We start from the raw sequence: 26,063 nt of genomic DNA on the forward strand, positions 1-26,063 counted from the left end.
GACAGAACGGCCCGCGACCTGATCCAGGTCGCGGGCCGTTCCAGTTGATCTCGAGGTTGATCTAGAGGGTCCCGGTCCCGTTGTTGTTGGACGCCTTGCGCAACGGGGGGTGGGGCTGGAACTGGTCGGCCCCCGGCATGTCCCAGGTCTCCACGGTGAACTGGTCCTTGCCAGAGATCAGGACCGAGGCCTTGTTGAGGTATTCGTAGTCCCCGTCCCCCGCACGCAGCGGGTTGACCAGGTCGTCGCGGCCGTCGCCGTTGACGTCGGACACTGCGGGAATCTGAGAACCGCTGACCGCGTCGTCGTTCCTGACCGGGTCGTCGATGTCCCACGACGGCTCGTGGACGAACTTCTTTCCCTCGGGGTCGAAGGAGTAGACCCGGAAGGCCCACTTCTGCTCCACGATCTCCTGGGTGATCATCTCGTCCTTCCCGTCACCGGTGAGGTCGGCGAAGATGGCGGTCCCTGCGGACCGGTCACCGTCGGGTCCGGGCAGCTCGAGCTCCGTCTTGGTGAGCTTCGATCCCTGGCTCATCAGCAGCACAGCTGCGGCCGGCGACCTCTCCCTGGCGCCCATGACGATGTCGGCCCGCTTGTCGCCGTCGAGGTCACCGACCTCGAAGTTGATGTCGAACGTGGTGCCATTCCAGGGCCCGGTATACCAGTCGGCGCTCTTGGCCCAGGTGTTGTCGGCCTTGCTCAGCATGACCGTGACGTGGGCCTGGAGGTCCTTGAGCTTCCCGAGCTCTGCGTCGTCCGCAGGCAGCTTGGTTCCGTTGCCGACGGAGATCATGCCGATGTCGTCGCGTCCGTCACCGTTGAAGTCGGCGCAGAACATGGCCAGGCGCTTGCCCGAGACAGGGACCTGGATGGAGCCGTCCGGTTGATCCTTGGCGTTCGACTCGACGCTGAAGGTCGACCCGACGCCGGACAGCTGAACAACGTCGACCCGACCGTCGGCATCCAGATCACCGAGCAGGTTGCCGAACCGGAGGTTCTTCTCGGTGCCTGTCTTGAACGCCTTGCCCGTCGAGGCGAACAGAGTGGCAGCCTCGCTGTCCGAGGCATAGCTCAAGCCGAGGAAAGGCGCACCGAGAACCACGTCACCCAACCGGTCTCCGGTGATGTCCCCGCTCACGGCCGGCTTGGGCTTGGCCGGGGTGTTCTCCGTGGTGGTGAGCGTGATCCCGAGCGCGGCACCACCTGCGACGAAGACCGCCGCTGCCGCGCCCGCGGCGACCCACCACTTGGTCTTGGCGCGCTTGAGCGTGACGGTCGCACCGGAGGCGAACCCCATCTGACGCCCCGCCATCGCCGCGAACCGGTCCCGGACCCGGACGGCATCGCTGGACCGCCCGGCCGGGTCCTTGGTGAGCAGGCCGCCCTGACCCGAGAGCAGGTCGTTGGCCTGCAGGGTGAAGTCGTCGCGGCCGGGCAGCGTGGGGATCGGCTGGGAGCTGTGGGCCATCGCGGTCTCGACGTCGTTCGCCCCGGTGAAGGGCACCGACCCGGTGACCAGCTCGTAGAAGAGGCAGCCCAGCGAGTAGAGGTCGGTCGCCGGGCTGGCCGGCGCTCCCATCGCGCGCTCGGGCGCCAGATAGTCCCAGGCGCCCGAGTGGATGCCGGGCCGGGCCGTCGCGGAGTCGTCGGCGCGCGCCGCCGCGAAGTCCGAGAGATAGGCGTACGGCGGGGTGTTGCCGTCACGCAGCAGGATGTTCGACGGCTTCACGTCGCCGTGCACCACCCCGACCTCGGGTGAATGGATCGCCGCCAGACCGTCAGCGATCTGCGCGCAGATGTCGGCGGCCATCGGCCCAGGGAGCCGGCCCCGAGCCTTCAGCAACGAGCCGAGGTCGCCGCCGTCGGCGAACTGGGAGACCAGATAGGGGGCGCCGTCGTTGGTCCGGCCGTTGGTGTAGACGCCCATGATGTGGGGCGAGTCGAGCTTGGCCATCAGGGTGGCCTGCTTGTCGAATCTCGACACGAACTCCGGGTCGCGGGCGCTCCGCCCGAGGAGCACCTTGATGGCGACCGCTCGGTTGAGGCGGGTGTCGGTGGCCCGGTAGACCACCGCGCTGTCGTTGGCCGCCACCTGCTGCTCGAGCCGGTAGGGCCCGATCATCCCAGGGGTGTCCTGCGGCGCAGCCGGTGGCGGCGGGGGCGGCGCTGATCCAGCCGGTCCCTGCGTCGGCGCCTGCGTCGGCGCCTGTGTCGGCACAGGCATCGAAGGCGGCGGAGGCGGAGGGGGTGGCGCCTGGGTCGAAGGGGGTGGGGGCGGCGGTGGCGGCGTACCGGTTGGCCCACCGGGTCGAGCGATCCGGGGCCGGATCGTGGTCTTGTCAGGGTCGTCGACGGCCGGACGCTCGAACGAGGGCTGAGGACCGCGAGGGCTGTCGTCGGGGATTCCGGTGGAATCGCTCATCCGATGGTTCCTCCCATGATGTTGTATCGACGCACGTCTTCGGGTGACGATTTCCATGTCGCCAGCTCATGGCCCTGGAACGAGCCTTCCTTCGCTGCCAGAGCCACATAGAACGTGTACGGGCTGTCGCTGGTGTCCTGGGAGGCCGCGATCACGTCGGTCAGCCCGTCCCCGTTCACGTCGGCGAGAGTGACGGGATACCTGCTGGTGGTCTTGAGGGTGTTGCGGGGTTTGGGAAGCTTTCCGCGAGTGGCGATCGAGAACTCGGCCAGGTCGTCGCTGAAGGTCCCGATCGTGATCGTCTGCCCCTCGCCCCGTCCGGACTCTCCGACGACGATCTCGTCCCGCCCGTCGCCATCGACGTCGCCGGCGACGATCGAGCTGATCCCCTTGTGCTTGAAGGAGAACGACTTGGCCTCGGCGATGGTGGCCCCGTCTCCCTGGTAGAGGTCCAGCTCCGAGGTTCCGGTCGTGAGCGTCTTGTCCTCGGGCTCACCTGCGGCTCGGTTCAGCACCACCAGATCGGCTTTCTCGTCACCGGTGAACTCACCCACCACGATCTGCTCCCTGGTGTCGGCCGGATAGGCCGCGAACTGCGTCGGCTCCGCAAACCCCGACCCGGTGCCGCGATAGACCCAGATGGCGCCGTCCCCGACGGTTCTGCCCTGTCTGTCGAGGTCCGGGTCCGGGTTGCCGAAGGTCGTGGCCATGAACAGGTCGGCGACACCGTCGCCGTCGAAATCGTCGGTGCCCAGGTCGTAGTAGAACGTCGACCCGGCCATCTTCTTGCCCTGCTCGACGACCCCCGCCGGCGCTTTGAGTGATCCCTCCAGGTCGCCGTGGAAGTTGAAGCCCTTCTCGCTCCGCACGAACGTGATCAGCGAGTTCTTCCCATCGCCGGTGAAGTCGGCGCAGAGCGGGAAGACCTCGCTCCCGTCGTTGTCCGCGGGGAGGGCGGGGTCGTCGTACGTGACGGCTTTCGACGGGGTCAGCGTGCGCCCGTCCGACTTCCAGGTGACCACGTCGACGCCCTTGCCGTCGGGGTTCTGGGTGTTGGTGACCACGTCCCCGAACTTGTCGCCGTTCACGTCCGCGTACGCAGCGCCCTTGACGGTCGGCACGATGGGCTCGGGGCCGTGCTCGACCCAGGGCTGGGTGATCGCCAGAGCTCCACCGACCCCGAGGGCGGCCACGCCGACCATCGCCGCACCGACCCGGAGCGGGGTGATCTTCGACGGCCGCGCGGCCTCCTCGATCAGGATGGCCTCGCTCTCGGACGGCGCCCGCACCGCCGCGACCAGGATCGGCAGTGGGTTCGGGTCGGTCATTGAGGGCGCCGGCACGATCTGTGCCGGGGCGGTGATCTCGCGCAGCTTCAGCAGGTCGTCCTTGAACACCGCGGCGCTCTGGTAGCGGTTGCGCCGGTCCTTCGCCATCGAGAGCTGCAGGATTCGGTTGGCTTCCCGGGTCCACTCGTCGGTGCCGACGAACTGCGGGATCGGCGCGTTCTGGTGCGCCATCGCCACCTGCACGGCCTCACCGGCGTACGGGATCCTGCCGGTCAGCGAGAACCACAGCATGCAGCCGGCGGCGTAGATGTCTCGCGACGGCTCCGGCATGATCGGGCGGCCCTGGGCGTCGCGCTCGTCGCGGATGTACTCCGGTGCCAGGTAGTTCCACGTGCCTGTGATCCCGCCGGCCGGCGAGTCCGAGGACGACGTCGCGATCCCGAAGTCGCACAGGAACGCGAACGGGTCGAGAGGGCTCGCCGGGTTGCGTACGAGCACGTTCGACGGCTTGACGTCCTGGTGGATGATCCCCACCTGGTGGGCGTCGTGGAGCGCCCCCGCGACCTGCGCGTTGACCAGGCAGGCCAGGTGAGGAGCCAACGGCCCCTTCGAGCGTACGAGGCCGGACAGGTCGCCACCCTTGATGAACTGGGTGACGATGAACGGGCTGCCCTGCTGCTCGCCGATGTCGTAGATCGCGATGATGTGGGGCGACCTGATCTGCGCGAGGGTCTGGCCTTCTCGGATGAACATGTCGATGAACTGCCGGTCGGCGAGATGGGCGTGCACCATCTTCAGCGCGACCTGGCGTTCGAGCCTGGTGTCGAATGCGTCGTAAACGACGCCCATTCCACCTTCGCCGAGAATGCGGTCCAGGCGGTAGTGTCCGAACACTGCCCCGGGATGAAGCGTCGTCATGCCCGCACCCTATGCAAGGGGCGACGGACCCAACCACTCAAAAAGTCGAAAAGTCCGCTACTTCTTGGTCGGCGCCCACTCGACGATGGTCGAGATGAGCGGCGCGACCTGACCGGACCGAGGTCGTACGCTGTCGACCTTCTTGTCGCTCACCGTCACCGTCGGGTTCATCACGATCGGCACCACGATCGAGTCCTGGACCAGCGTCTTCTCGATCTCGACGCGTACGTCGCGGGCCTCGTAGGGATCGGCGGTGCGGGCCAGCTCGCTGATGAGGCGGTCGCGTTCGCGGTCGCCGCCGCCGGTCGCGTTCTGGCTGCCCTTGCTGCCCCACTGCGCCGAGATCTCCTCCGGCGTCTGCGGGATCGGGATCCTGGCCAGGACGGCGTCCCACTTGTTGCCGGACATCACCTTGTCGGCCCCGGACGCACCACAGTCGGTGGTGGACCAGCCCTCGTCGTCGACGACGTTCGCGATGGTGTCGTAGGCGCCGGAGGCGAACGCGCTCGACTTGTCATAGGCGATGCACACCCGGGCGCCGCGCGGGGCCTTGGCGTCCTCGGAGGCTTTGAACTTCGTGGAGAACCCGGAGTCCTCGGTCGCGATCTGGTAGCCCTCACCACCCGGCGGGAACAGCACGACGTCGGTGGCTTCGTACGCCTCGGCCCACTCGCCCGCACCGCCCTCGGCGATGTCGCCACGCGGCACGGCACGGAGGTAGGCCGTGCGGGTCTCCTTGCGCTTGAACAGGCCGCGGTCGGTGCGGAGGATCAGCGCCCACATGGTGCCGTCGTTGGCCTCGGCGACGCCGTAGTCGCGACGCTCGAGGTCGCGCACCTGCTTCCGGTTGGCCTTGGTCGGGGTGACCTGGACGACGTCGACCTTCTCCCCGAGGCCGGACAGCGCGTCGGCGCTCGCCGGGGTGAGGCGTACCTGCTCGTAGGTCGGCCGGGCCTCGCCCGCGTACTCGGGGTTGGCCTCGAGGTCGACCTCCTGGCCGGTCTCGCCCGCCGCGATCTTCACGACCCGGTAGGGCCCGCTGGACAGCAGCGCCTCCTCGGACCCCGTGCCGTCCTCGGCGACCGTGAAGGCCGTCTTCCACGCCTCGGCGATCTTGGTCAGCTTCGCGGTGTCGGACTCCTCGATGGCGGTCTCGACGACCTCCTTGGCCTCGATCGGGTCCTCGATCTTCAGCGCCTTCTGCCCGACCACGTGCGCCGGGACGGCGACGTCCAGGGCCGTACGCCAGTCGACCACCGGCACCACCAGCGGCACCTCGATGGCCCGCGCGCCCTCGTCGACCTCGGGGATGTAGGCACTCTTGGTCAGCCCGGTCGGCACTCCGCCGAAGTCGACCTTGCCGTCGCTGCCCTTCTGGGCGGTGCCGAAGTAGCCCGACGTGGCCGCCCACGCGAGCATCAGGTCGGCCGTGTCGATCGGAACCCCGTCGGACCAGCTGGGCTCGGCCAGGTCGTAGCGCACCCGGGCCTGCTTGTCGCCCTCCATCGTGACCTTGCCGAACGTCTCGTCCATCTCGACCGTGTCGTCGACGAGAGTGCCGAACGCGCCGCGGGTCAGCGAGGCGATGTCGAGGTTTCCGTCGGTCACGCTCGCGGCGCTCGCCGGGTTGGTGCTCGTCAGGGACCCTTGCCACGCCACCGCGACCTCGGTGCCCTCCTCCACCGACGCCGGCAGATCACCCGAGCAGGCGGTTGCGACGAGCGCGAGACTGGCAACGGAAACGAGCCCCACGCGACGACGTGCCCCAGGATGCACCTTCAGTCCCCTCTCCGAGACAACGGACGCCCAGATCCTAACGAGCCGCGGCGGAGACCTGCCATCGACATAGCCGGTCTCCGCCGAACGGTCTGTGGTCACCTCACGAGGCGGGGATCTCCACCTGCTCCGTGAACTCGGCGATGGTCTTGTCCGAGCCGATCACCTTCGCTCCGTCCCGCTCGTACTCGATGAGGTACGTGTCGGCCTTCTCCTCCACCTGGAAGGCGATCCAGCCGGTGTGCTCACCGCCGTCGCGCCGCTGCACGTCCTCGAGCGGCGTACGCTTCGCGGCGGTCAGCTCCTCCGTCATCAGACGGGTGTCGGAGCTCTCGAAGTCACCGCCGTTGTCCCACGAGATCTCGAAGTTCCCCTCGGAGATCCGGCCGCCGTACTCCGTGCCGGGCTTGATCTTCACCTGGAGCAGCACGACCTCGCCGCCCTCGGCGATGAGGTCCGCCTCCTCCGTCGACGGGAAGTCGCGGACCGCCGAGACGACCTCGATCGTGTCGCCCATGTCGGGGTCCTTCAACGTCTTCCCGATCTTCACCTCGGTCTCGTCGCCGGCCGGCGCCGCAGCGGACGGGGACTCGGAGGCCGGTGCGCTGGACTCGACCTCGACCGCGGCGTCCGCGTCGGTCTCCTCGGAGCCGCACCCGGCCAACGTGAGCGCGACGCCGAGGCTGAGGCCGACGGCGGCCAGTCGACCGGTCCGGACGGTGGTGCGAGTACGCATGAAGAACCCTTTCAACAATGAATGTTCCCGAGATCGAGAGGTACGCGCGTCACCCTGGCAACCCGAGCCCCTGCAGCGCGTTCTTTACTTCGGCGTGTCGCGCGGTGACCTTCGCAACATCAGCATCGCAACCTCTCCGTGGTCAGCGAACCTGTTCGTCGCTCGCGTCGAACTCACGCCATCCGACGTGGCGATACTCCAGAACCCGCCGCCACTCCCGCTCGTCCAACCCGTCGAGCTCCGACCAGTAGCCCAGAGGCATCTCACGAAGCCGGATCTTGTCTCCTTCGTCCACCGTCACCAGCCGACGTTGGATGAGGATCTCCAGGAGCCTGTCGCGCGCCTTGCTCGCCCGCAACCGCTGGCTCGAACCTCGTGGCCCACGCGGCGGCGGCTTCCGGTTCTTCGCACCGCCCTCCGGCTTGGAGACCAGCTCGAGAACCAGACGTGCGGTTCCGAGAATCGCGGCGACGAGCGCCAACGCAGCCAGCCAGGCCATCTCAGGAAGATCGAGGATCAGGACCAAGACGTACGCCGCGCCCGCTCCGATCGCGGTGACAGCGGCGGTCGCCACCCCGTAGGCGCTTCGCCGACGCGTCCCCCACCACGTGGAGAGCTCCAGGCCGGCCATGATGATCGCGAGCCCGAAGGCGAGCCTGGCCAGCCACAGCAGCCCCTCCGCACCGGTGCTCTGCGCTGGGGCGAGCGCAACCAGAACGAGCCCGATCAAAGCGGCCCCGTAGAACGGGGCAGCGAGCAGAGCGAGGAAGCCCACGCCGACCAAGCCCACGAGCTTCAGCGCGAACATTCCCGGCAGCGGCGGATAGTCGCGATCGAGCACCGCGGCCTCCGCCTCCCCCCAGTTCAACGGCTGCGAGAACGGCGCCACGCGTGCCCAGCTGTCGACCGCCTCCCGAGCCCACACCTTCTCTGCTTCATCGGTCTTGCGCGCCCACGCCGCGAGCACCTTCGGCACCTCGGCCATCAGCTACTCCCCCCTCTTGGCCAGCCAGTCCGGGTTGATCGCCAGAGCAGTGACACTGGCGTCCTTGGTCGGGAAGTCGACGTCGTCCATGTCCACCTCCAACGCCAGGGACGGCTTCCCCGTGGCCAGATCCGTGCGTACCAGGCTCAACTCCGTCAGCTCTGTCCACACACGATCACTTCGACGCCTGGTGAAGCGCTTGTGCAGGTCGGTCTCGTTCGTGACCGTGTAGGCGGCGTTCGCCGAGTACGCCAGCACCTCCGCGTCGAGCCCGACGGAGCCCGGCAGGTAAACCACCTTGCGGGCACGAATCGGCGCAGCCTCGGTGGTCGGCACCGGTGCGCTCCACATCGTGTTGTCGACGACCCAGAAGAGCTGTCCGTCCGAGACCGTCACCCGATCAGGTCCGCCGATGCGTGATGAGTCGTCGTCCGCCGGGTAGACGATCTCGTGGTCGACGGCGACTCGCGCTGCGGGCGTTCCCTTGACGGTGTTCCAGACCCGTACGAGGTGCTGGTCAGCGTCGTTCTCCCACCCTTCGTAGACGATGCCGTCGACGCACGGCGACGTCGTGCCCGGGAAGGTCGAAGGCTCCAAGCTGCTCAAGATGTCCGTACCGTCATGCGGGTAGGCCGACGTCAGTGCGGCGCGGTCCAGCTGGTTCTCCGGGACGGACTCGCTGTCGTCCTCGAAGGCTTTGGTGTCGGTGCCCCGCCCAGAGGAGAACACGCGCTCACCACACACCGCCGCGGTCGACGTACCACCGTACGGAGACACTCGGGTCGTCGCCTCGCCCGTGTCATCGTCGATGTAGGTCACGAACGAATCCTTGGACGAGTCTGCGGGACTGAAGCCGACCAACGTCCCCTCGCCAACCTGCACGCGGTACCACTCCTGACTCGTCTCGAGAGACTCACCGCCACTCGTACGCTTGTGGTCGGTGAGCCCGGACTCGTCGATCACATAGTCGTGCTTCGGGTCGGAGGTCGTGATCCCATGCTCCGTCCAGGAGATCCCGGCGCCTTCGACACCGTCGAGCTCGATCGCTCGAGTCTTCCCCTCCGGTGAGACCAGAACGAGGTAACTGGAGTCCTCCCCGCCCTCGTGCACTCGCATCGCGAGGACCGCGTCCTCGATCGCGAAGTCCTTGGGCGGAGCACCAACGCTGCAACCCGAAACCAGGGCCGCCGTGGCCGCCGTCATCGCTGCGATTCCCCGAGTCACCGCTCACATCCCGTCATCTGTAGGTTCGCAAAGCCGGGGTAAGGCTAGCGATCCAAGACCTACGTCGCGTTCGTCGCCTCGTCGGACTTCCGCTGCCCGACCCCCGGAGGCCGGACGGGCCACCGCTCCCGAAGGAAGTTGCGGAACTCTCGCTCGCTCACTGCCTGCCACACGTGCAGTCCCATACAAACGAGAACGAGAAGCAGACTCGCGCCGATCACCCCGAGCGCAGGGGCCACGTACGCACCGAAGATCTGGTCGCTGCCGCGATAGATGTCAGCAACCCGCTCGTGCTATGCCCGCGGCGGCGACCAGCGAAGCGACGACGCGCACACGTCGAACGCCGTCTTCCAGCCGATGAACAACGGGTCTGTCGCCGACATCTCCGCGGGCCGCGCGACCGATGCCGTGAGCTGAAGACCGCGACGGTGCTTCGACCCAGGGATCGGTGTCACATAAACGATCGAGGTCATGACGATCGAGCCACCCTGGAGATCCTTCGTCGACTCTCGTTCGAAGCGGATGAACCGCTTGTCGCCGAAGAGCGGCTTGGCGTCGTACGCCTGGATCGCATGCGTCACGTATCCGTCGAGGCTCTCGCCGTTGGGCGCGCGCCGGATGGTGGCGAACATGGAACCCGGGATGTAGACGTCGCCGGTTGGCGCCCCGGTCGGCGCGAAGTAGGCGATCACGTTCTGCTGCTTCATCAGGGAGAACGCCTGATCCATCTGCATCCGAAGGTGCGCGTGCAGATCGGGCCGGTTGGCCTCCATGCAGCGCCGCTTCATCTCGGCGTCGATCGCCTCCCGGTCGGAGGCGTCCGGAACGTGGCGCTCCCACCCGTCGAGGAGCTTCAGGTGGAACTCCGGGTCCTTGGGCGCACCCAGCATCTCCCTCAACGAGCCTGCGCCGTTCACAGACATCTCAAGCCTTTCCGTCAGCACTCGCAGTCAGAGGACTGCGGTCAAGTGCATCGAATTCGTCGTAGGACACGATGGAACGCGAGCGGAGCGTGGTCAGCGCTTGACGCCGCAGGGCGAGAAGGACGTCGAGCTCGTCCGACGTCAACGCGTTGACGTCGACCGCCGGCGGCTTCTCCTTCGAGTAGAGACGGAACTCCGCGACGATCACCGCGATGCCGAGAACCAACAGCAACAGCGGTGCGATCACGAGGGGAACCCGGGGGTAGGCATCCGCGTCGCTCATGAAGATCAGGACCAGAAGCAGGACGGTCGAGACCAGTACGAAGACCGAGAACCCGAACAGGGATCGGTCCCACTGCCGGTGAGTCGACCAGACCCACGGCACGAAGTGGTAGAGCAGGGCCAGGAATCCGAGCGCACAGCCGATGTAGACGCACGGAACCTCGAAACCCGGCGAGAAGTCTTCGGAGAGCTTCCTCGTGCCTCCGCCGCTGGCAAAGATCGCCACGGAGAACAGCGGTCCCGCCAGACCGATGAGCGCGATCCAATACATCAACCTGGCAGCAAGGTTCGCCGCACCCGAGCGGCGACGCTTCCTCTCGGCTGCTTCCAGCTCGATCTGCGCGTAGTCCAGAACGACTCGATTCAGCTCGTTGATGTCGAAGCGATCGAAGTTGCTGTGCACCGTTGCCCAGTTACCCGGATCAATCGCTGCCGCCTTAGGCATTGGAAAGGTGCTCCCATTCGTCAACGTGGTTTCGTGTGAGACCCGGAACCGGGTCGGCTTCGAAGGTCCGACCATCCGGGTCGATGAGTGAAAGGCTCGAGAGGATGATCGGCATCTGAGTGATCGTGAGCTGGAAGGCCAAGGGCAGGCCGGACTCCACGATCAGCCCCACGCCGCCGGAGGCGCCGCTGAAGGCGTACACCGCGGTGGACAGGTGTAGATCCCGTCCGTCGATGCTCTCGTCCCGCGATGCGATGCACTTGATACCCGGGCCGATCGCCGCACCGATGCACTCGTCGACGTCGAACCCGGACTTCTCCCAGGCCTGGACGTCGAGGTCACCGGCCTCCGCGAGGACGAGTCTGACCCGGCTGACGATGGGGACAGTCATCGGCCAGTGAAGCATCGTGACCAGCCTGCCCGGCTCACCGATGGTGGCGAGAGAGTCCGTGAGGATGCGACGTACGTCCTCATCGGACTGCCGGCTCGCGTTGGTCCCGAACCACTCCCGCACTCGGGCACACTCGGTCGACACCCACGCTTCGGCGCCCTGTCCCAGGTCACTGGGAACAAAGGTCCATTCGCGTTGTGGGTGGATTCCTTCAGCCCGCCACGTTCCGACCACGGTCGTCCTCCGATTTGATTACAAGCTCCTAGCAGCACACATCATGCATGGAGGTCGACCACTCAGGCGAAGATGTCGACGGCCGAGTCGGGCAAGCCCTGGATCGTGTTCACCGTGCTGTAGAACGAGTTGGCCTGCTTCGCCAACGCACCCTGGATGTCACCGGCAGAGGCCCACATCTTGCTGTACGAGCTGATCCGCGTGAAGTCACCGACGTCGAGACCGGCGTGAAGACTGGTCATGATGTCCGGGAAGGCCTTGAGCTTGACGGCGTCTCCGACGCCACCCGCTGCCTTGTACCCAGCCGAGAACTTGGCGAACTTGGACGCGCCGGCGCCCAGATCAGTGATCGCATCGGCCATCTTCCCGAACTTGCCGAACGGCACGACGTCGAGAACCGCAAGGCCGAGGTCGACGAGCGAACACTTTCCGGCACAGAACTGGATGGACTTCGCAAGAAGCACCAGAGCCGACACCGCCATCGCGATCGCCGCCAGCGGTCCCGCGATGAACAGGCTCGCCACGAAGAGCACCATCGCAACGATCTCCAGGACGGCGATGATGTCGTCGAGGACCTCCCAGAAGCCGTCCTCGATCTTCCCAGACATCTCGTTACCGATGCCGCTGACGGCAGCGTCGTACGCGTCTTCCCAGGAGTCGTAGTAGCCGTCCCAGGTCTCGGCGGCGTTCTCCCAGTCCTTGCGGGCCTGTTCCTTGGCCTCGGCGGCGTCCTCCTCCTGCTGCGCTTCCGGGCTGCCTTCCTCCGGACCGGCGCCCGACGGGTGGTTCGGCGCACCTTCCATGCCGTCGTACTTGGCCCACAGGTCCTCGCAGGTGTCCACCTGCGACCTGATCAGCGGCTGCCACTGCTGCAGCTCTTCGCCGTACTTCGCGATGATCGGTCCGACCGGTCGATAGAGCTGGCTGGCTTCGCGGAGCGTCTGGTGGGAATCCCCGATCTTCTCCTGCAGCTTCTCCACTGCCTTGCCGTCCATCTCGCCGTTGGCAAGATCGTGGGCGGCGATCATCGCCAGCTCATCGGCGCAGGAGCTCATCATCTCGCCCAGTCGCTCGATGGCGTTCCCGCGCTCGATGATGCCGGAGGGGTTGCCCTCTACGGTCTTGATCTCTCTGCCCTTAGGGGACGAGTCCATGGTCTGTGCGCTCCTAGGTCCGAGCCGGTGTGTCGTGGATACGCGTCTTAGACGGCGGAGCCCGAAGGAGCACCGCCGGATGCCCCGGGGGCTTGGATCGAAGTATTCGACTGGAACTGGAGGGCAGTCTCGCTGTCCCAGTTCTCGAAGCCGTCGACTACCCCTTTGACGTGCTCTTGGAGCTCCTTCAGGCTCTCCTTGAGTTCGTCACGCTTGTCATCCCAGCGCTCCTCGAAGTCCTGTGCCTTGTCACGAAGGTCGCTTCGGCCGTAGGGGTTGCCGATGTCGGCCTCCAGCTCTTCGGACTGGCTTTCCGCTTTCTCGAACTCGTTGACGATCGAGTCCAGCTGCGACGCGATCTTCGCGAGAGTATCGATCTTGATCCTGACGTCCGCCACCGCACGTTCCCCTTCGATCTTCCGTCAATCTGCCCGGTCAAAGTGCCGAAATGCCGCCTCGGGCGGGGCGATCACTCGCGTGTCGCCCCGCCCAATCAAGCGAATGGATCAGCCGCCGGCGAGCTGGCTGTCCAGGTCCTGGATCGCCGTGGCCATGTCACGCAGAGCCTGCGCCATGTCCTCGACACCAGCAATGGCGTCCTTCAGACCCGTGGTCATCTCGGTGTAGCCGTCCTGGAACTTACCGGACGCCTTCTCCGTCTTGAACCCGTCCTGGACGAGCTCGTCGACGTAGCCCTGGCACTCGTCAAGCGCGGACTCAATGGTGTCCTTGCCCTGGTCGAGCTTGTCGGCGGTGCCGGTCATCTCGTCGTATGTTGCCCCGAAGTCAGTCATCGATCATTGCCTTTCCCGCGATTTCATTGCACAGCGCCCGATCTCGGGACACCGTGGGTCACCGTAGTCACGCCGCACAGGCTTGTGAAGCGTAAAAACGAATCCGTTGCGGCATCGGTTCAGAAGTTCACGTTCCGGCCTCCAACGGTGCCCGCAAGGCTACTGATACCACGTCAGACGGTCGTCGCTGGGTCGGCACCCTGCGCGTCCCACTTGGCCGGCGAGCGACTCGCATCCGACAGGGTGCGCGATCAAAGGCCGTATACGGCCAGAAGATTGCCACCGAGCTCGATCTCCGGCTCCTGATTCGGGTCGAGCCACGGAACCTGAGTCTTCTTCTTGAGGTAATGGTTAGTCACCGGCGACGCCGGCGCCGGAGCGCTACCGTCGAGCGCTGCTTGAACCGCTTCGACGAACTTCTTCAACGCTCGGTCGTTCATCGTTCCGTCCAAGAGCGCAGAAGGCGTTCGAGGGTCGGCACCGACCACGACGTGCATCTGTGAACCCGCACCGTCAGCGGTGACCCCGACGAGGACGAACTTCGGATTCGAGAACTTCGGCTTCTCGCGGACGACGAGCTTGCGTCCTTCATTGTGCACGGCCAAGATCTGTCGGCCCTTCGCACCTTGAACTACGCCGACTGCAGCTTCGAAAACCTCACCGGCATCCCGCGACACTCGGATGGAAACCTCTTTAGCCTGACGCACCGTGCACCTCAATCTTTGAATGGATCGCAACCAATTAGAGAGCTTCCGCACCGCAATACAACCACTCGCGGAAGACATAGACGACAGGAAGATCAAACGACCGCCAATGCACAACCGCGACGCACTGGCTGTCCACGGACGTCGCGTCGGTGTCCGTTCAGACTCCGAAGCCTCATGCCCATTCTCACCGGACTCTGAGCACACAGTATGATGTGCAGCCTCCGAAAACGTTGAGAGGGACAGTCATGGATACGGGATCAGTCACCGCACTTGTCATCGGCATCGCACTGCTGATCGCGCCTGTTTGCATGGCAATACTTTGGATTCGCCGCAGTATGCGCCGGGCCAGTTGGACCCGGACCGAGGCAACGGTCCGTTTCGTGAGACGAATTAAGCGAAGCACATCCGCCACCAGTTCGGTCGAGGCTGAGAAGGTGACTCAGACTCAGTACACATATACCGATTCGCAGGGTCGCCAGCACCAAGGTGAGTCGGAAGTCTTGAAGAACCCTGAGGTAGGCGACGTGGTCGAGGCGCTGTACGACCCGAACAACCCGGGATCGAGCGAACTTGTCGGCCCCAACTCACTTCTGGTCAATCTGCTGACCCGCGGCGCTGTGTTCATCGTTCTTGGAGCGTTGGGACTGTTCCTGGTCATCGCCGCCCTGGACGTCGTTTCAGTCTGAGTTCGCAATGATCCGTCACGTATCAGCGCCACTGCAGCGTTGAGACACAGGCATCGAACAGCAGTCGCACGGAGTTGATCGACTCCGAGTCAGCGTCGATATCAGGAGTCCTGGCGAAACCAGCCACCAGTGAAAGTGCGCGCCTTCGTTTGGCCCCCGGGATCGGGGTGAGATAAACGACGGAATGGTTGATGACAATCTCAGTCCCGACCCGGGTCGTCTTCTCCTTCTCCACCCGCAGGGTCCGATGATCGCCCAGTAGCGGCGTCGCCCCGTGGTCGCGAATAAGGGTTCGGACCAAGTTGTCGAGCGTCTGGCCCGGTTCGCCGCTCCGGATGGAGGCATTGATCGACGACGGGATCGCCAGAGTCCCATCACCAGGAGTCGTCGGAGCGAAGAAGGCAAAGACACCACCCTTACGCATCGACGCGAAGGCGGCCTCGAGTTGACCCTTCACCTCTGCGTACAGGTGGACGGCGTGCGCCTCCATGCACCGCTGCTTTGCGGCAGCGAGCATCGCTTCGAGCGAAGCGTCGTCCACGCCGTGACGCGCCCAGCCATCAGGTAGTTCGAGCTCGAACTCGGGCACGACGGGCACGCCCAATGCTTCCCGCAAGTTCATGACACCCCACCATCAGAGAGCACCCACTGCTCTTCGCGAACGTAGTCCGGCACCACCGTCGAGGTGAACGGCGTGCCGTCAGCCTTGACCACCTGCAATGCATCCTTCAGCCGGGTGAATCCGACCACCGCGTGCGCAATGAGCGTCGAGATGGACTCTTCCAAAGTCAGCATCAGTGCCACTTCGCCATCGTCGAAGACGAAGTGAACCGAGCTCAGATCGATCGGAGCCTCAGGGCCGTCGACCTGCCGGCGCGTCGAGTACTGAAGGCCGGGGCCGAGATATCGCGCGTCAGCCGCGTGAATCACTCCGTCGAGATCTCTCCAGTTTGGAAGGTCTTCGCTTGCCACGAAGTCGACGTGACACATCACTGCTGCAGGAGCGAGGACGGGCCAAACCTGATACATCGCATATGACGCCGACGTGGCGCGAGCAGCGAGACCCTCGGCGAGCACGGACCGAACCATTGTCTCGGTGCCACGAGCCTCGGTTGCCGGACCTGAGCCGATGACACCCCACAGAAGCTCTGTGGCCGAGTGCAGCCACAATTCCTGCTCGTCGCGTGCGAGCCCCTCCGGGAGGAAGAGCCAACCGGGCAGGTCGACATCCTCACCAAATCCTAGTGACCATCCCTCGAGCGAACTCAAGATCGGGTCCCCTTCCTATTGTTCGTACGCACGGGTCCCTTGGCGATCGCCTTAGAGCCCGCTACGTATGACGACCCCACTAGATGAACGCTCCGACAGGACCCGGAATGCTGATGTCGACTCCGCCGCTGCTGCTGATCGCCGTCGCCACGCTGCCGTAGTGACTGCTGAACGCGCCGACCCTGCTCGCCACAGAGTCGACTTTGGAGAGGTTACGCACCATCCCCAGGCCCGACTCCAGAGCTGAGCGGTTGCCGATGTAGAGGCCGATGTTTCCCTTGCGGATCGACTTGACGCCCTGACCAAGCAGCTTCTCACCGATCTCGGACTTGGTGAGGAGCCGGATCGGCTTGTTGTAGTTTTTCGCCAGCTCACGCAGCGGACCACCGCCCGTGGCTTTCCATGTGCGACTGATCGCGTTCATCATTCCACCCGCCTTGGCGAGCTTGGGAAACTGCGCGAACTTCGTCAGACTCGTGATCTTTCCGACGGGGAAAATCGCTAGTCCTGCCAGCAAGAGTTCGAGTCCGGAGGCCTTGCCATTGAGGTATTTGATGCCGGTCAGCAAGAAGGCAGCAATCGCCAAGCCGACTGCGAGCGCGACGATCCACCCGCCACAGAAGAGAGCTACCACGCCGACGATAAGCGCAGCCCAGCTGAGGATCTCGGTGAGAACCTCGATGACGTCGCCCCAGTTGTCCCAAAATCCATCTTCGATGGAGCCGGAAAGGCCGTCTGAGATACCCGTGACCGCTTCGTCGAACGCGTCCTCCCAAACGCCGTACCAGGTGTCGAACTGCTCAGCCTCATCTTCCCAGGCTTCGTACGCTTCCTTCTTGGCCTTGTTCTCGGCGGCCTCTTCCTTGTCTGTGTCGCCGATGCCCAGAAGACCACCGTCGTCCTCGGTGGTGCTGTCGTCCTTGTCTCCCGGAAGGCTCTCGTATGTAGCCCAGAGGTCGCTGCAGTTCCGCGCCGTGCTGTCGATCTGCGGCTTGTAGGTCTCCAGCATCTCGCCGTACTTCACCAGCACGGGGCCCACAGGCTTGTAGAGGTCAGCCGCCTCTTCGAGAGTCTTATAGGATTCACCAATGGTTTCCTGAAGCTTCTCGATCGCCTTTCCCTCTTGCTGACCACCAGCGAAACTGTTTTCCTTGATGCTCCGCAGCGTGTCGGCCGAGGTGTCCATCATCTTGCCGAGGCGCTCGATCTCCTTGCCTCGCTCGATGATCCCGGACGGAGTTCCCTCGACCGTCTTGATCTCGCGCCCCCTAGGGGAATCCGGCATGCCACCGAACATATGCTCTTCCTTTCACCAGCGCTTACGACGCGGGTCGGGCAACTTCTCTCTTGGGCTCGAACTGCAGCGCAGTTTCGCTGTCCCAGTTCTCGATCCCGTCGATGACGCCTTTGATGTGCTCGCTGACCTTCTTCAGGCTCTCTTTGAGCTCATCGCGCTTGTCATCCCAGCGCTCTTCGAACTCACAGGCCTTGTCCCGCAGTTCGCTTCTATCGAACGGGTCGCCGATGTCAGCCTCGAGGTCTTCGGAGCTACTCGTGGCGTTCTCGAACTCCTGGACAATCGAGTCCAATGAGGTCCTGACCGTCTCCAGCTCGGAGATCTTGATCAAAATGTCCGCCATGGCACGCACCTTTCACGTGGTTACAGAAGCGCGCCAGCGGGGGTCGTCACCGTAGGCGCGTGACCGAGAATGGAGGATGGTGGGCCGGCAGACGCCAGCCCACCATCCGACAAGCGTTGTGACTCAGCCGCCGGCGAGCTGCGAGTCCAGGTCCTGGATCGCCGTGGCCATGTCACGCAGGGCCTGCGCCATGTCCTCGACGCCAGCGATGGCGTCCTTGAGGCCCGTGGTCATCTCGGTGTAGCCGTCCTGGAACTTGCCCGACGCCTTCTCCGTCTTGAACCCGTCCTGGACGAGCTCGTCCACGTAGCCCTGGCACTCATCGAGGGCGGACTCGATCGTGTCCTTGCCCTGGTCGAGCTTGTCGGCAGTGCCGGTCATCTCGTCGTAGGTTGCCCCGAAGTCAGTCATCGATCATCGCCTTTCCCGCGATTTTCCCATTTCACGACACCCATTGCGGCGCCGTTCGTCACCTTCGCTCACGCATCACGTGTTCGTGGAGCGTGAACCCGACGAGCCGACACCGTCGTCCCGGGTGTGGTCCGAGATCCAGGCGATCAACGTCGTCGCGGTAGTCCTACCCGCTACGTCCAGTTCTAAACATCTTTGAAAGTAAAGTCTCTGCTGATTCTGGGGGGAGGTACCGGCGAGAGTCGACACCGCAGTACCTGTCCGAGAACGCTGATGGTGGGCCGGCGTAGGCCGGCCCACCATCTGGCAAGCGTTGCGGCTCAGCCGCCGGCGAGCTGCGAGTCCAGGTCCTGGATGGCGGTCGCCATGTCGCGCAGGGCCTGTGCCATGTCCTCGACACCTGCGATGGCGTCCTTGAGGCCCGTGGTCATCTCGGTGTAGCCGTCCTGGAACTTGCCCGACGCCTTCTCGGTCTTGAACCCGTCCTGGACGAGCTCGTCCACATAGCCCTGGCACTCGTCCAGAGCCGACTCGATCGTGTCCTTGCCCTGGTCGAGCTTGTCGGCGGTGCCGGTCATCTCGTCGTATGTTGCGCCGAAGTCACTCATCGATTGTTGCCTCTCCCGGGATTTTCATGAGGTGACGCCCGTACGAACGCCGCTGGCCACCGTAGGCCACTGTCTTCGCCCCTGTGAAGGGTAAAAACACCTTCGTTGTGCGATTTGTGCAGAGGTTCATGCAGAACCCTCGGATTCGCTCGCCAGAGGCATCTGCATGGTCACCGTGCGACCGGCCTGGACGAAGATTCCGCGACCCGCAGGGAAGTCGGTGCGCTTGAGCTTGCCGAACGGAACCTTGAACAGCGTGTCGCCGTCGTAGGTGTCCGGCTTGAGCACGATGCCCTGACGAGCGGCCTTCCACTCACCCATGACGCCCGAGCCGCCGCCGGCTCGAGTGACATCGGCGTCGCCGATGAAGAGGTGGTCGGAGTTGTTGATGGCCTGCAGCAGGGCGCGCATAGGACGGTCGGCGGGACCGTCGGCCAGGTGGGTCATGTCCTCGGCGACGATCATGATGCGGCCGGGGAAGGACTCGTCGGCGACGATCTCGGCGAGCTCGGTGACGAGCGCCTTCTCGTCGTCGGGGCGGGTGGCGCTGCGTACCCACGGGCGGAAGTCGCCGAGGGTGGCGCGACGGCTGCCGAGGTGGAACAGCTTGACCTCGGGGTCGAAGCGCTCCACGGACTCGACGAGCGCCTTGAGGGCGTTCGTCTTACCCGACTGCGGCGGGCCGGTGATGATGAACGAGCCGATCGGGTCGAAGCCGCGGGCGGACAGGGTGTCGTCGGCGATACCGAAGACGGGCTGTCCGTTGACCTGTGCCGGCATGGCCCGGCTGGAGATCTTCGTCGGCAGGGCGCCGATCTCCCCGACCTCAGGTACGCCCTGGGCACGCAGCTGGCTGACGAGCTCGTCGAGAGCCTTGGTCTGCTCGGCCACGTTGGTGGTGCCGCCGAGCACGGCCAGCTGGACCTCGGCCTTGTCGACGACGGCACGGCCGGGCACCGACTGCTCGTTGAGTACGTCCTTGGGTGCTCCGACCAGGACGTACTGGCTGGGGTCGGAGAGCCGCATGACGACACGGCGCGGGATGTTCGCGAAGACCGCCGTCGGGACGGACCCGGACCGGTCGGCGGTGATCACCGCGTGGATGCCGAGCGGGCGGCCCTCACCGAGGACACGCATGAAGGACTGGTAGAACGGCGCGCGACCGGCGGCGATCTCCCACTCCTTCTTGAACTCGGGGTAGTTGTCGATCAGCAGCAGGATGCGCGGCATCGAGGCGTCGGCGATCTCGCGGTACTCGGTGAGATTCGCGGCCGCAGCCTTGGAGAACAGCTCGGAGCGGCGGTCCATCTCCCGCTCGAGCGTACGCATCAGCCGCTGCAGACGCTCGGCGTCGTCGCCGTCGATGATCGAGCCGACGTGCGGGAGACGCTCGATCGCACCCAGCGCGCCGGAGGCGAAGTCGAGACCGTAGACGTGCACCGTGCCGAGCTCCGGACGGGCACCAGCGGCGGTCGCGATCGTCTTGAGCAGCGTCGACTTGCCGGAACCGGACGAGCCGAAGATGAGCAGCGAGCCGTCCCGGTCCGGGGAGAAGTAGACCGCGTTCTGCTGCTGACGCTCCGGGATGTCGGCGAGACCCAGCAGGATCTGACCATCGCCCTCCAGCGGCAGGTCGCGCATGTCGACCACGGGAGCCAGGTCGTCGAGCCACGGACGCCGCGGGGTCATCAGGCCGGCGGTGGCCGAGGCCTTGATCAGCGTGGCCACGATCCGCTTCTGGTCGTTGGGGCCGAGATCCTCGTCGTGCGAGTCGCTCTCCGGCGGACGCTCCGGCTCCCACTCGGTGATCGAACCGAACTTGAGCTCGGCCACCTTCACGTCAGCGGTGACCACCTCGTCCTCGCGGGTCCAACCACCGGCGTACGCGGACTGGAACGGCGTCAGGCGACCGGGACCGGTCTTCGCGATGCCGCGGCCGGGCAGGGATGGCGGGAACGATGCCGCCACCGGGTCGTCGACGACGTCCTTGGAATCGGTCTCGTCGGCCATCCGCAGCGCGACGCGGAGGTTGGTGTTGGCCCGCAGGTTGTCCTTGATGACACCCGCCGGGCGCTGGGTCGCCATGATCAGGTGGATGCCGAGCGAGCGGCCTCGCTGGGCGATGTCGACGACACCGTCGACGAACTCCGGGACCTCGCCGGCCAGAGCGGCGAACTCATCGATGACCAGCACCAACGCGGGCGGGCACTCGGGGTCCTGGCGCTTCTCCAGCTCGAGGAGATCCTTGGCCTTCTTCCGGTTGAACAGGTGCTCGCGGTAGTGCAGCTCGGCCTTGAGGCTCGTCAGCGCGCGGCGTACGAGGTGCGGGCTCAGGTCGGTCACCAGACCGACACAGTGCGGCAGGTCGATGCAGTCGGCGAAGGCCGAGCCGCCCTTGTAGTCGACGAAGAGGAACGTCACCCGGTCGGGCGAGTGCGCCGAGGCGATGCCCAGCACCCACGCCTGCAGGAACTCGGACTTACCGGCACCGGTGGTGCCGCCGACGAGGGCGTGCGGACCCTGTGTACGCAGGTCCAGAGTCATCGCGTCGGAGGCGCCCTGGCCGATGATGGCGCGCAGGTTTCCCGCCTTCTTCAAGCGCGGCCGGGGCCGGTCGGACCGGTCGATGATGGAGTTGTTCTGCGCCCAGCGCTCGACGACGGAGTGCGGGTCCTCGGCGACCTCGTTGCCGACCAAGGACAGGAAGCTGACCGAGTTCGGGAGGTCGGAGGAGTCGTGGACCACGGTGCTGGCGTCCACGACGGGCGCGAGGCGCTTGGCGAACATGTCCATGTAGGCGTTGGAGACGCCCTCGACGGTGACACCCTCGTAGAGGTCACCGTTGCGGACCAGTCCGACGGTGGCGCGCTCCAGGCCCTCGCTGACGTCCAGGTAGCTGCGGCAGACCGCCGGCAGCGCCTCGACGGTGGAGGACATGAAGACGGCGTGCACGCCGACATCGGCTCCACGCTCGAGCACCTGCACCAGCCGGGCACGGTCCACCGGAGCGTCGTTGGTGACGAAGACGATGATGGAGACCTGCACCCGCGCGTTGGTCTCCTCGCCGGCCCGAGCGACGTCGGTGCCGTACTGCATCGGGTTCCACTTCTCCGGGAACGGGCCGCGGTGCTCCGCGGTCCGCCCGGCGCGCATGATGTATTCCTCCAGCGCGCTGAGCAGGGCGTTGGCCGTCGGCGCGGAGTCGGCCAGCGGCATGTCCTTGAACCGGTTGGTCTCGGAGGTGGTGTGCGGCAGCCACTTGAGCCACTCGAACTCCTCGACCCAGTCGGGGTCGGCGAAGGCGACGGTGACGACCTCGTTGGGCGCGTGCAGACCGAAGAGCTGCACCGCGATCCCGCGCATCGCGTCGGCCGCCGGGCCGGCCGGCCCGGCGACACCCACGGAGCCCACCGCGGGCAGCGACTCCAGCAGCGGTACGTCGTCGACGTACTTGTAGCGCTCCTTCAGACGGTCGATCCGCTCGATGAACTCGGGCAGGCCGTTCTGGGTGTCGCGCTCCGCGATCGAGTTGCGCGAGAGCGCGCGGGTGGTGCCGAGACGTACGGCCAGGAAGTTCCAGTGCTCAGGACGCCTGGTCCACAGGCGCGGACCGAGCTGCATCGCCTGCTCGAAGACCTCCGCGACCGGCGGGACCTCCTCGTTGCGCGCCAGCTCCTCCTCGGGCTTGCTGCGGTAGAAGACCTCTTCCAGCTTCTCGAACTGCCGCTCGAAGAGCTCGATCTCGTGATCCTGCTTCGCGCCGGCCTGGCGGTGCTGGTTGATGAAGTTGCCGACCGCCATCATCGGCGTCATCACGACCAGCAGCAGCGCCCGGGCGCGACCGGTCATCGCGTAGATGGAGAGCGCCATGATGATCGGCGCGATCAGCACGAACCACGGGAACAGCTTCTTCTGCATCTCCGTGGGCATCCACGGCGGCGGGTGCTCGGTGCCCGGGTAGCGGACGTCGACCCGCGGGCTGCGGTTGAAGAGCAGGCCGCCACCGCGCTCGAGGACCGGGTCCTCGACCGTGTCGAGGAAGTCCTGGGAGAGCTGCATGACCAGCGTGGTGCTGCCGATGATGACGGGCGTGTCCGGCGCCAGACGTACGCGGGAGACCTGGGTGCCGTCGACGACGACGCCGTTGGCGGAGTTGAGGTCGACCAGCTCCACGGAGCGGTCCACCTCGATACGGGCGTGCCGCTTGGAGACCATCGGGTCGGCCAGCACGATCTCGTTCTCAGGTCCACGGCCGATCGAGGCGTGGCCGGTGACCAGCGGGAACGCCTGTCCCCGGACCGGACCGTCGATCGCGCGGAGCACGCCGACGCTCTTGCGCCGCGAGCCGGTCGCCTCGGCGTCCGGGCCGAGGTTCACCACCGCTGCGGCGAAGCCGGACCCGATCGGCGCCTCGCCGATGGGGATGTCGTGCTGGAGCGGCTCCATCCGGTCGGCGGTCGGCGGAGCGACCGCCAACGTCAAGACGTCGTGCTCACCCGCGATGATCGAACGAGCCGGGTCGGCGTCGGCGATGTGTCGGGCGACGTCACCCGCGGTGGCAGTGGAGTCAGCCGTGACGATCACATCCGCAGGCGCGACACCGGGCCGGTGCAGAGTGAGCTTGACCTTCATCCTTCGTTCCCCTCGTCAACGTGCTGAAAGACCATGCAGAAAGATCGTGCGGGCGGGAACGCGGTCACCCGCGTCGCACCAGGGCGGAGCGGTCGCCGAACCGGATCATCGCGCCGACGGGGGCCAGCACCGGCTCCCAGGCCTTCAGCCGGCGGGTGGCACCCTCGTGGATCACCACGGTGCCGTTGGTCGAGCCGCGGTCGGTGACCTCGACACCGTCACCGCTGGGCCGCAGCGAGAGGTGGGTCTTCGAGACCGACACGTCGATGATCGAGACCGTACGCGCCCCGAGCGTGTTCTCCGTCAAGGCGGGGTCACGACCGACCAGCACCAGGCCGGACACCGGGATCCGCTCGCCGGAGTCGACCTTGAGCATGATGCCGCGCGACTGTGCCGCGGGCTGGTGGGCGCCGGTGGTGGACGCCGGAGCCGGAGTCGGCGTCGGGGTCGGGGGCGGGGTCGGCGCGGGAGTCGGGATCGGCGCCGCCGTAGGGGCGGGCGCCGGAGTCGGGTGCGGAGTCGGGGCAGGCGTCGGGGTCGGGGGCGGCGGGGGCACGGTCTGGCCCTGGTTGGGCACCACACCGCGCGAGGGCGGGATCGACGGCATCACCGGCTTCGGCGCCACCGGTCCCGACGGCGGGGTCGCGAGCGCACCACCTGGGGAGGCACCGGGCTCCTCGCGCTTCGCCTTCGGACGGGACACCCCGAGCACGCCGGCGCTGACCCGCCCCGCGGGACGGTAGCTGCCGGCGTCGTGGTCGTTGGGCGTGCTGAGCGAGGGCAGCGACTTCCGCTCCGCGACGGGCGCGGCCGCGACCGTCTTGCGGGCGATGCGCATCCGCTTCTCGTCGTAGGGGTCGAGACCTTCGCGGACGTCGACCATCCAGGTCTCGGCGACCTTGTCGTGCCAGCCGCGGCCACGGTTCTCCTTGTCGAGCAGCGGCGAGGCGAGGAAGACGATCGGCGCGATCGGGACGATGCCGGACCCCCAGAGCACGAGAGCCCTGAGGAACGCGCGGCCGACGCCGGGGCGCTCGAGCGTCTTGACGTTGACCGATCGGACGCCGGCCATGGACTTGCCCAGCGTGACGCCGCGGCGGCCGTGGAAGACGATCTGGACGATGACGAAGATCAGCGACAGCAGCACGGTCGCGCCACCCGCGATCGCGGCCAGCGTGATGTCGGGGTGGCTCAGGAACCGGGCGAAGCCGAACTTTCCCTGGGCCAGCTTGAGCAGCAGCGGAAGGGTGAAGACGAGATACGGCACCTGGAGGACCAGGTAGCAGACGATGTCGACGGCCGCGGCGGCCGCCCGACGGCCCAGGGGCGCGTCCTTCAGCCCGAGCGAGGCAGCGTAGGCCGGGTCCGGTTTTCCGTCGGCGGTGAGACCTTCGATCCGGTCGTCATTTTCGGCGACCTCCCATATCTCCACCGCAAGAACTCCTCACGCCCGATGTCCGAGTATTTTCGGCGCTGACCCAACAACGCCAGAAGGCTACCGGAATCTCCCGGCTCGGGCGCGATGGTGTCTGGCAGGATCGACGTATGTCAACACCCTCCGGGCCATCCGGGAGCCCCGAGCGCATCGTCTTCTCCGACGGCAGCACCGCCGATCTCGTACGCAAGGAGGACGGCTGGGTCATCGAGATCAACGGTGTGGCGCAGTCCCACCTCGGTGACCCCGGGCAGCCGCCGAAGCTCGCCTCGATCCGGTGGATGCTGGCGGCGCTCGGCGACCGGGCGCCGCGGACGGCCGCCCACCTCGGCGGGGCGCTGCTCGCGCTGCCCCGCGCGGTCGCCCACCGGTGGCCGTCGACCACCCAGACGGTCGTGGAGCTGGAGCCCGCGCTCGTCGAGCTCACCGCGTCGCGGTTTCCCCTGCCCGCGGGGATCACCATGGAGACGGCCGACGCACGCTCGTGGCTGGAGGCGCACCCGGGGTCGGAGCACGATGCCGTCGTCATCGACATCTTCGTCGGCAACCGGATCCCGCCGGCGTTCACCTCGCTGGAGTGCATGACCGCGGCTCGCCGTGCGCTGAGCGAGGAGGGTCGGCTGGTGCTGAACTCCGTCGCCGGCCCCGAGCTGCTCTTCACCCGGCGCGAGCTCGCGACGCTGCGTACGGTCTTCGAGCATGTCGCGATGATCGTGCAGGGGTCCGCGCTGGCGGGAGCGCGGTTCGGCAACGCCACGCTGATCGCCTCGGCGTCCCCGATCGACTTCGACGCGATCCGCGCGGCGCTCGCCGGCGACGCGTCGAAGGGCGCGCTGGTGACCGACCTCGACCCGATCGTCGACGGGGCCGGCCCGATCCGCGACGCCGACCAGCTCTGGTCCCCGGAGCCGAACCTGCCCGACGCGAGCGCGGCGCTGCGGCTCCTCGAGCAGGCCCGCCGGGCCGTCGGCACGCTCAGAACCGCCGCCGACTGACCTTCCGTCCCCTTTGTCTAGCGAGATTCGGCCCTATCGCTCGGCAGATACCGCGACAGGCATCGACGGGCATTTCTTTTACCGAAACCGGCTTGTAACGTTCA

Annotated in this window: 23 protein-coding genes; 2 read left to right on the forward strand and 21 right to left on the reverse strand. The window is 66.2% G+C overall.

The window, feature by feature from the left end:
- Positions 1 to 61 precede the first annotated feature (61 nt).
- The 13 genes from HD557_RS24800 to HD557_RS24860 form a co-directional block, all read right to left on the reverse strand.
- Positions 62 to 2,125, reverse strand: a complete 2,064-nt coding sequence (locus tag HD557_RS24800) for a protein kinase domain-containing protein (RefSeq protein ID WP_196875830.1) — start codon at positions 2,123 to 2,125, stop codon at positions 62 to 64.
- Positions 2,126 to 2,421: 296 nt separating this feature from the next.
- The gene (locus tag HD557_RS24805) at positions 2,422 to 4,632 is read right to left on the reverse strand and encodes a protein kinase domain-containing protein (RefSeq protein WP_196875831.1); all 2,211 of its coding nucleotides are present in this window, start codon (positions 4,630 to 4,632) and stop codon (positions 2,422 to 2,424) included.
- Positions 4,633 to 4,689: 57 nt separating this feature from the next.
- Entirely contained in the window at positions 4,690 to 6,384 is a 1,695-nt protein-coding gene (locus HD557_RS24810) for an ABC transporter substrate-binding protein (protein WP_050800524.1), read from the reverse strand.
- Between the two features lie 127 nt (positions 6,385 to 6,511).
- Positions 6,512 to 7,144 (reverse strand): transcriptional regulator, encoded by a 633-nt coding sequence (locus HD557_RS24815; RefSeq protein ID WP_196875832.1) that lies wholly within the window; start codon positions 7,142 to 7,144, stop codon positions 6,512 to 6,514.
- A 142-nt stretch (positions 7,145 to 7,286) separates the two neighbouring features.
- Complete coding sequence (locus HD557_RS24820; RefSeq protein WP_008356198.1) at positions 7,287 to 8,129, reverse strand: hypothetical protein; 843 nt, start codon at positions 8,127 to 8,129, stop codon at positions 7,287 to 7,289.
- A gap of 3 nt (positions 8,130 to 8,132) precedes the next feature.
- Entirely contained in the window at positions 8,133 to 9,353 is a 1,221-nt protein-coding gene (locus HD557_RS24825; RefSeq protein WP_196875833.1) for a hypothetical protein, read from the reverse strand.
- Positions 9,354 to 9,646: 293 nt separating this feature from the next.
- Positions 9,647 to 10,276, reverse strand: coding sequence for a protein TPRXL (locus HD557_RS24830; protein WP_231380445.1), 630 nt, complete (start codon positions 10,274 to 10,276; stop codon positions 9,647 to 9,649).
- A gap of 1 nt (position 10,277) precedes the next feature.
- The gene (locus HD557_RS24835; RefSeq protein ID WP_196875835.1) at positions 10,278 to 11,003 is read right to left on the reverse strand and encodes a hypothetical protein; all 726 of its coding nucleotides are present in this window, start codon (positions 11,001 to 11,003) and stop codon (positions 10,278 to 10,280) included.
- Entirely contained in the window at positions 10,996 to 11,517 is a 522-nt protein-coding gene (locus HD557_RS24840) for a hypothetical protein (RefSeq protein WP_196875836.1), read from the reverse strand. Before HD557_RS24840 ends, HD557_RS24835 begins: the two co-directional genes overlap by 8 nt.
- A 173-nt stretch (positions 11,518 to 11,690) precedes the next feature.
- Positions 11,691 to 12,782: a ribose import ATP-binding protein RbsA 1 gene (locus tag HD557_RS24845; protein ID WP_008356189.1), complete on the reverse strand. Its 1,092-nt coding sequence runs from the start codon at positions 12,780 to 12,782 to the stop codon at positions 11,691 to 11,693.
- Between the two features lie 47 nt (positions 12,783 to 12,829).
- Complete coding sequence (locus HD557_RS24850; RefSeq protein WP_008356186.1) at positions 12,830 to 13,180, reverse strand: flagellar protein FlgN; 351 nt, start codon at positions 13,178 to 13,180, stop codon at positions 12,830 to 12,832.
- Positions 13,181 to 13,288: 108 nt separating this feature from the next.
- Positions 13,289 to 13,576: a WXG100 family type VII secretion target gene (locus HD557_RS24855; RefSeq protein ID WP_008356184.1), complete on the reverse strand. Its 288-nt coding sequence runs from the start codon at positions 13,574 to 13,576 to the stop codon at positions 13,289 to 13,291.
- A gap of 251 nt (positions 13,577 to 13,827) precedes the next feature.
- Positions 13,828 to 14,283 carry a hypothetical protein gene (locus HD557_RS24860; protein ID WP_196875837.1) on the reverse strand — a complete coding sequence of 152 codons (456 nt, stop codon included), beginning with the start codon at positions 14,281 to 14,283 and terminating at the stop codon, positions 13,828 to 13,830.
- A gap of 245 nt (positions 14,284 to 14,528) precedes the next feature.
- Between HD557_RS24860 and HD557_RS24865 the strand changes: the two genes are divergently transcribed.
- Entirely contained in the window at positions 14,529 to 14,969 is a 441-nt protein-coding gene (locus HD557_RS24865) for a DUF3592 domain-containing protein (protein WP_196875838.1), read from the forward strand.
- A 22-nt stretch (positions 14,970 to 14,991) separates the two neighbouring features.
- On the opposite strand, the gene HD557_RS24870 is transcribed toward HD557_RS24865, so the two are convergent.
- From HD557_RS24870 to HD557_RS24905, 8 genes are all read right to left on the reverse strand, one after another.
- Positions 14,992 to 15,591, reverse strand: a complete 600-nt coding sequence (locus HD557_RS24870) for a protein TPRXL (protein ID WP_196875839.1) — start codon at positions 15,589 to 15,591, stop codon at positions 14,992 to 14,994.
- On the reverse strand, positions 15,588 to 16,238 hold the full coding sequence (locus HD557_RS24875) for a hypothetical protein (RefSeq protein WP_008356177.1): 651 nt from the start codon (positions 16,236 to 16,238) through the stop codon (positions 15,588 to 15,590). Before HD557_RS24875 ends, HD557_RS24870 begins: the two co-directional genes overlap by 4 nt.
- A gap of 79 nt (positions 16,239 to 16,317) precedes the next feature.
- Positions 16,318 to 17,523: a hypothetical protein gene (locus tag HD557_RS24880; RefSeq protein ID WP_196875840.1), complete on the reverse strand. Its 1,206-nt coding sequence runs from the start codon at positions 17,521 to 17,523 to the stop codon at positions 16,318 to 16,320.
- A gap of 34 nt (positions 17,524 to 17,557) precedes the next feature.
- A complete protein-coding gene (locus HD557_RS24885; RefSeq protein ID WP_008356174.1) occupies positions 17,558 to 17,878 on the reverse strand; it encodes a hypothetical protein in 321 nt (106 codons plus the stop codon).
- A gap of 123 nt (positions 17,879 to 18,001) precedes the next feature.
- Entirely contained in the window at positions 18,002 to 18,289 is a 288-nt protein-coding gene (locus HD557_RS24890) for a WXG100 family type VII secretion target (protein WP_008356184.1), read from the reverse strand.
- A gap of 320 nt (positions 18,290 to 18,609) precedes the next feature.
- Complete coding sequence (locus tag HD557_RS24895; RefSeq protein ID WP_008356172.1) at positions 18,610 to 18,897, reverse strand: WXG100 family type VII secretion target; 288 nt, start codon at positions 18,895 to 18,897, stop codon at positions 18,610 to 18,612.
- A gap of 126 nt (positions 18,898 to 19,023) precedes the next feature.
- A complete protein-coding gene (locus HD557_RS24900; protein WP_196875841.1) occupies positions 19,024 to 23,529 on the reverse strand; it encodes an FtsK/SpoIIIE domain-containing protein in 4,506 nt (1,501 codons plus the stop codon).
- A 64-nt stretch (positions 23,530 to 23,593) separates the two neighbouring features.
- Positions 23,594 to 24,961, reverse strand: coding sequence for an RDD family protein (locus tag HD557_RS24905; protein ID WP_196875842.1), 1,368 nt, complete (start codon positions 24,959 to 24,961; stop codon positions 23,594 to 23,596).
- 113 nt (positions 24,962 to 25,074) lie between these two features.
- Between HD557_RS24905 and HD557_RS24910 the strand changes: the two genes are divergently transcribed.
- Complete coding sequence (locus HD557_RS24910; protein ID WP_196875843.1) at positions 25,075 to 25,959, forward strand: spermidine synthase; 885 nt, start codon at positions 25,075 to 25,077, stop codon at positions 25,957 to 25,959.
- Positions 25,960 to 26,063 lie beyond the last annotated feature (104 nt).

Origin of the sequence: Nocardioides luteus (assembly GCF_015752315.1) — a bacterium.
Classification (GTDB): domain Bacteria; phylum Actinomycetota; class Actinomycetes; order Propionibacteriales; family Nocardioidaceae; genus Nocardioides.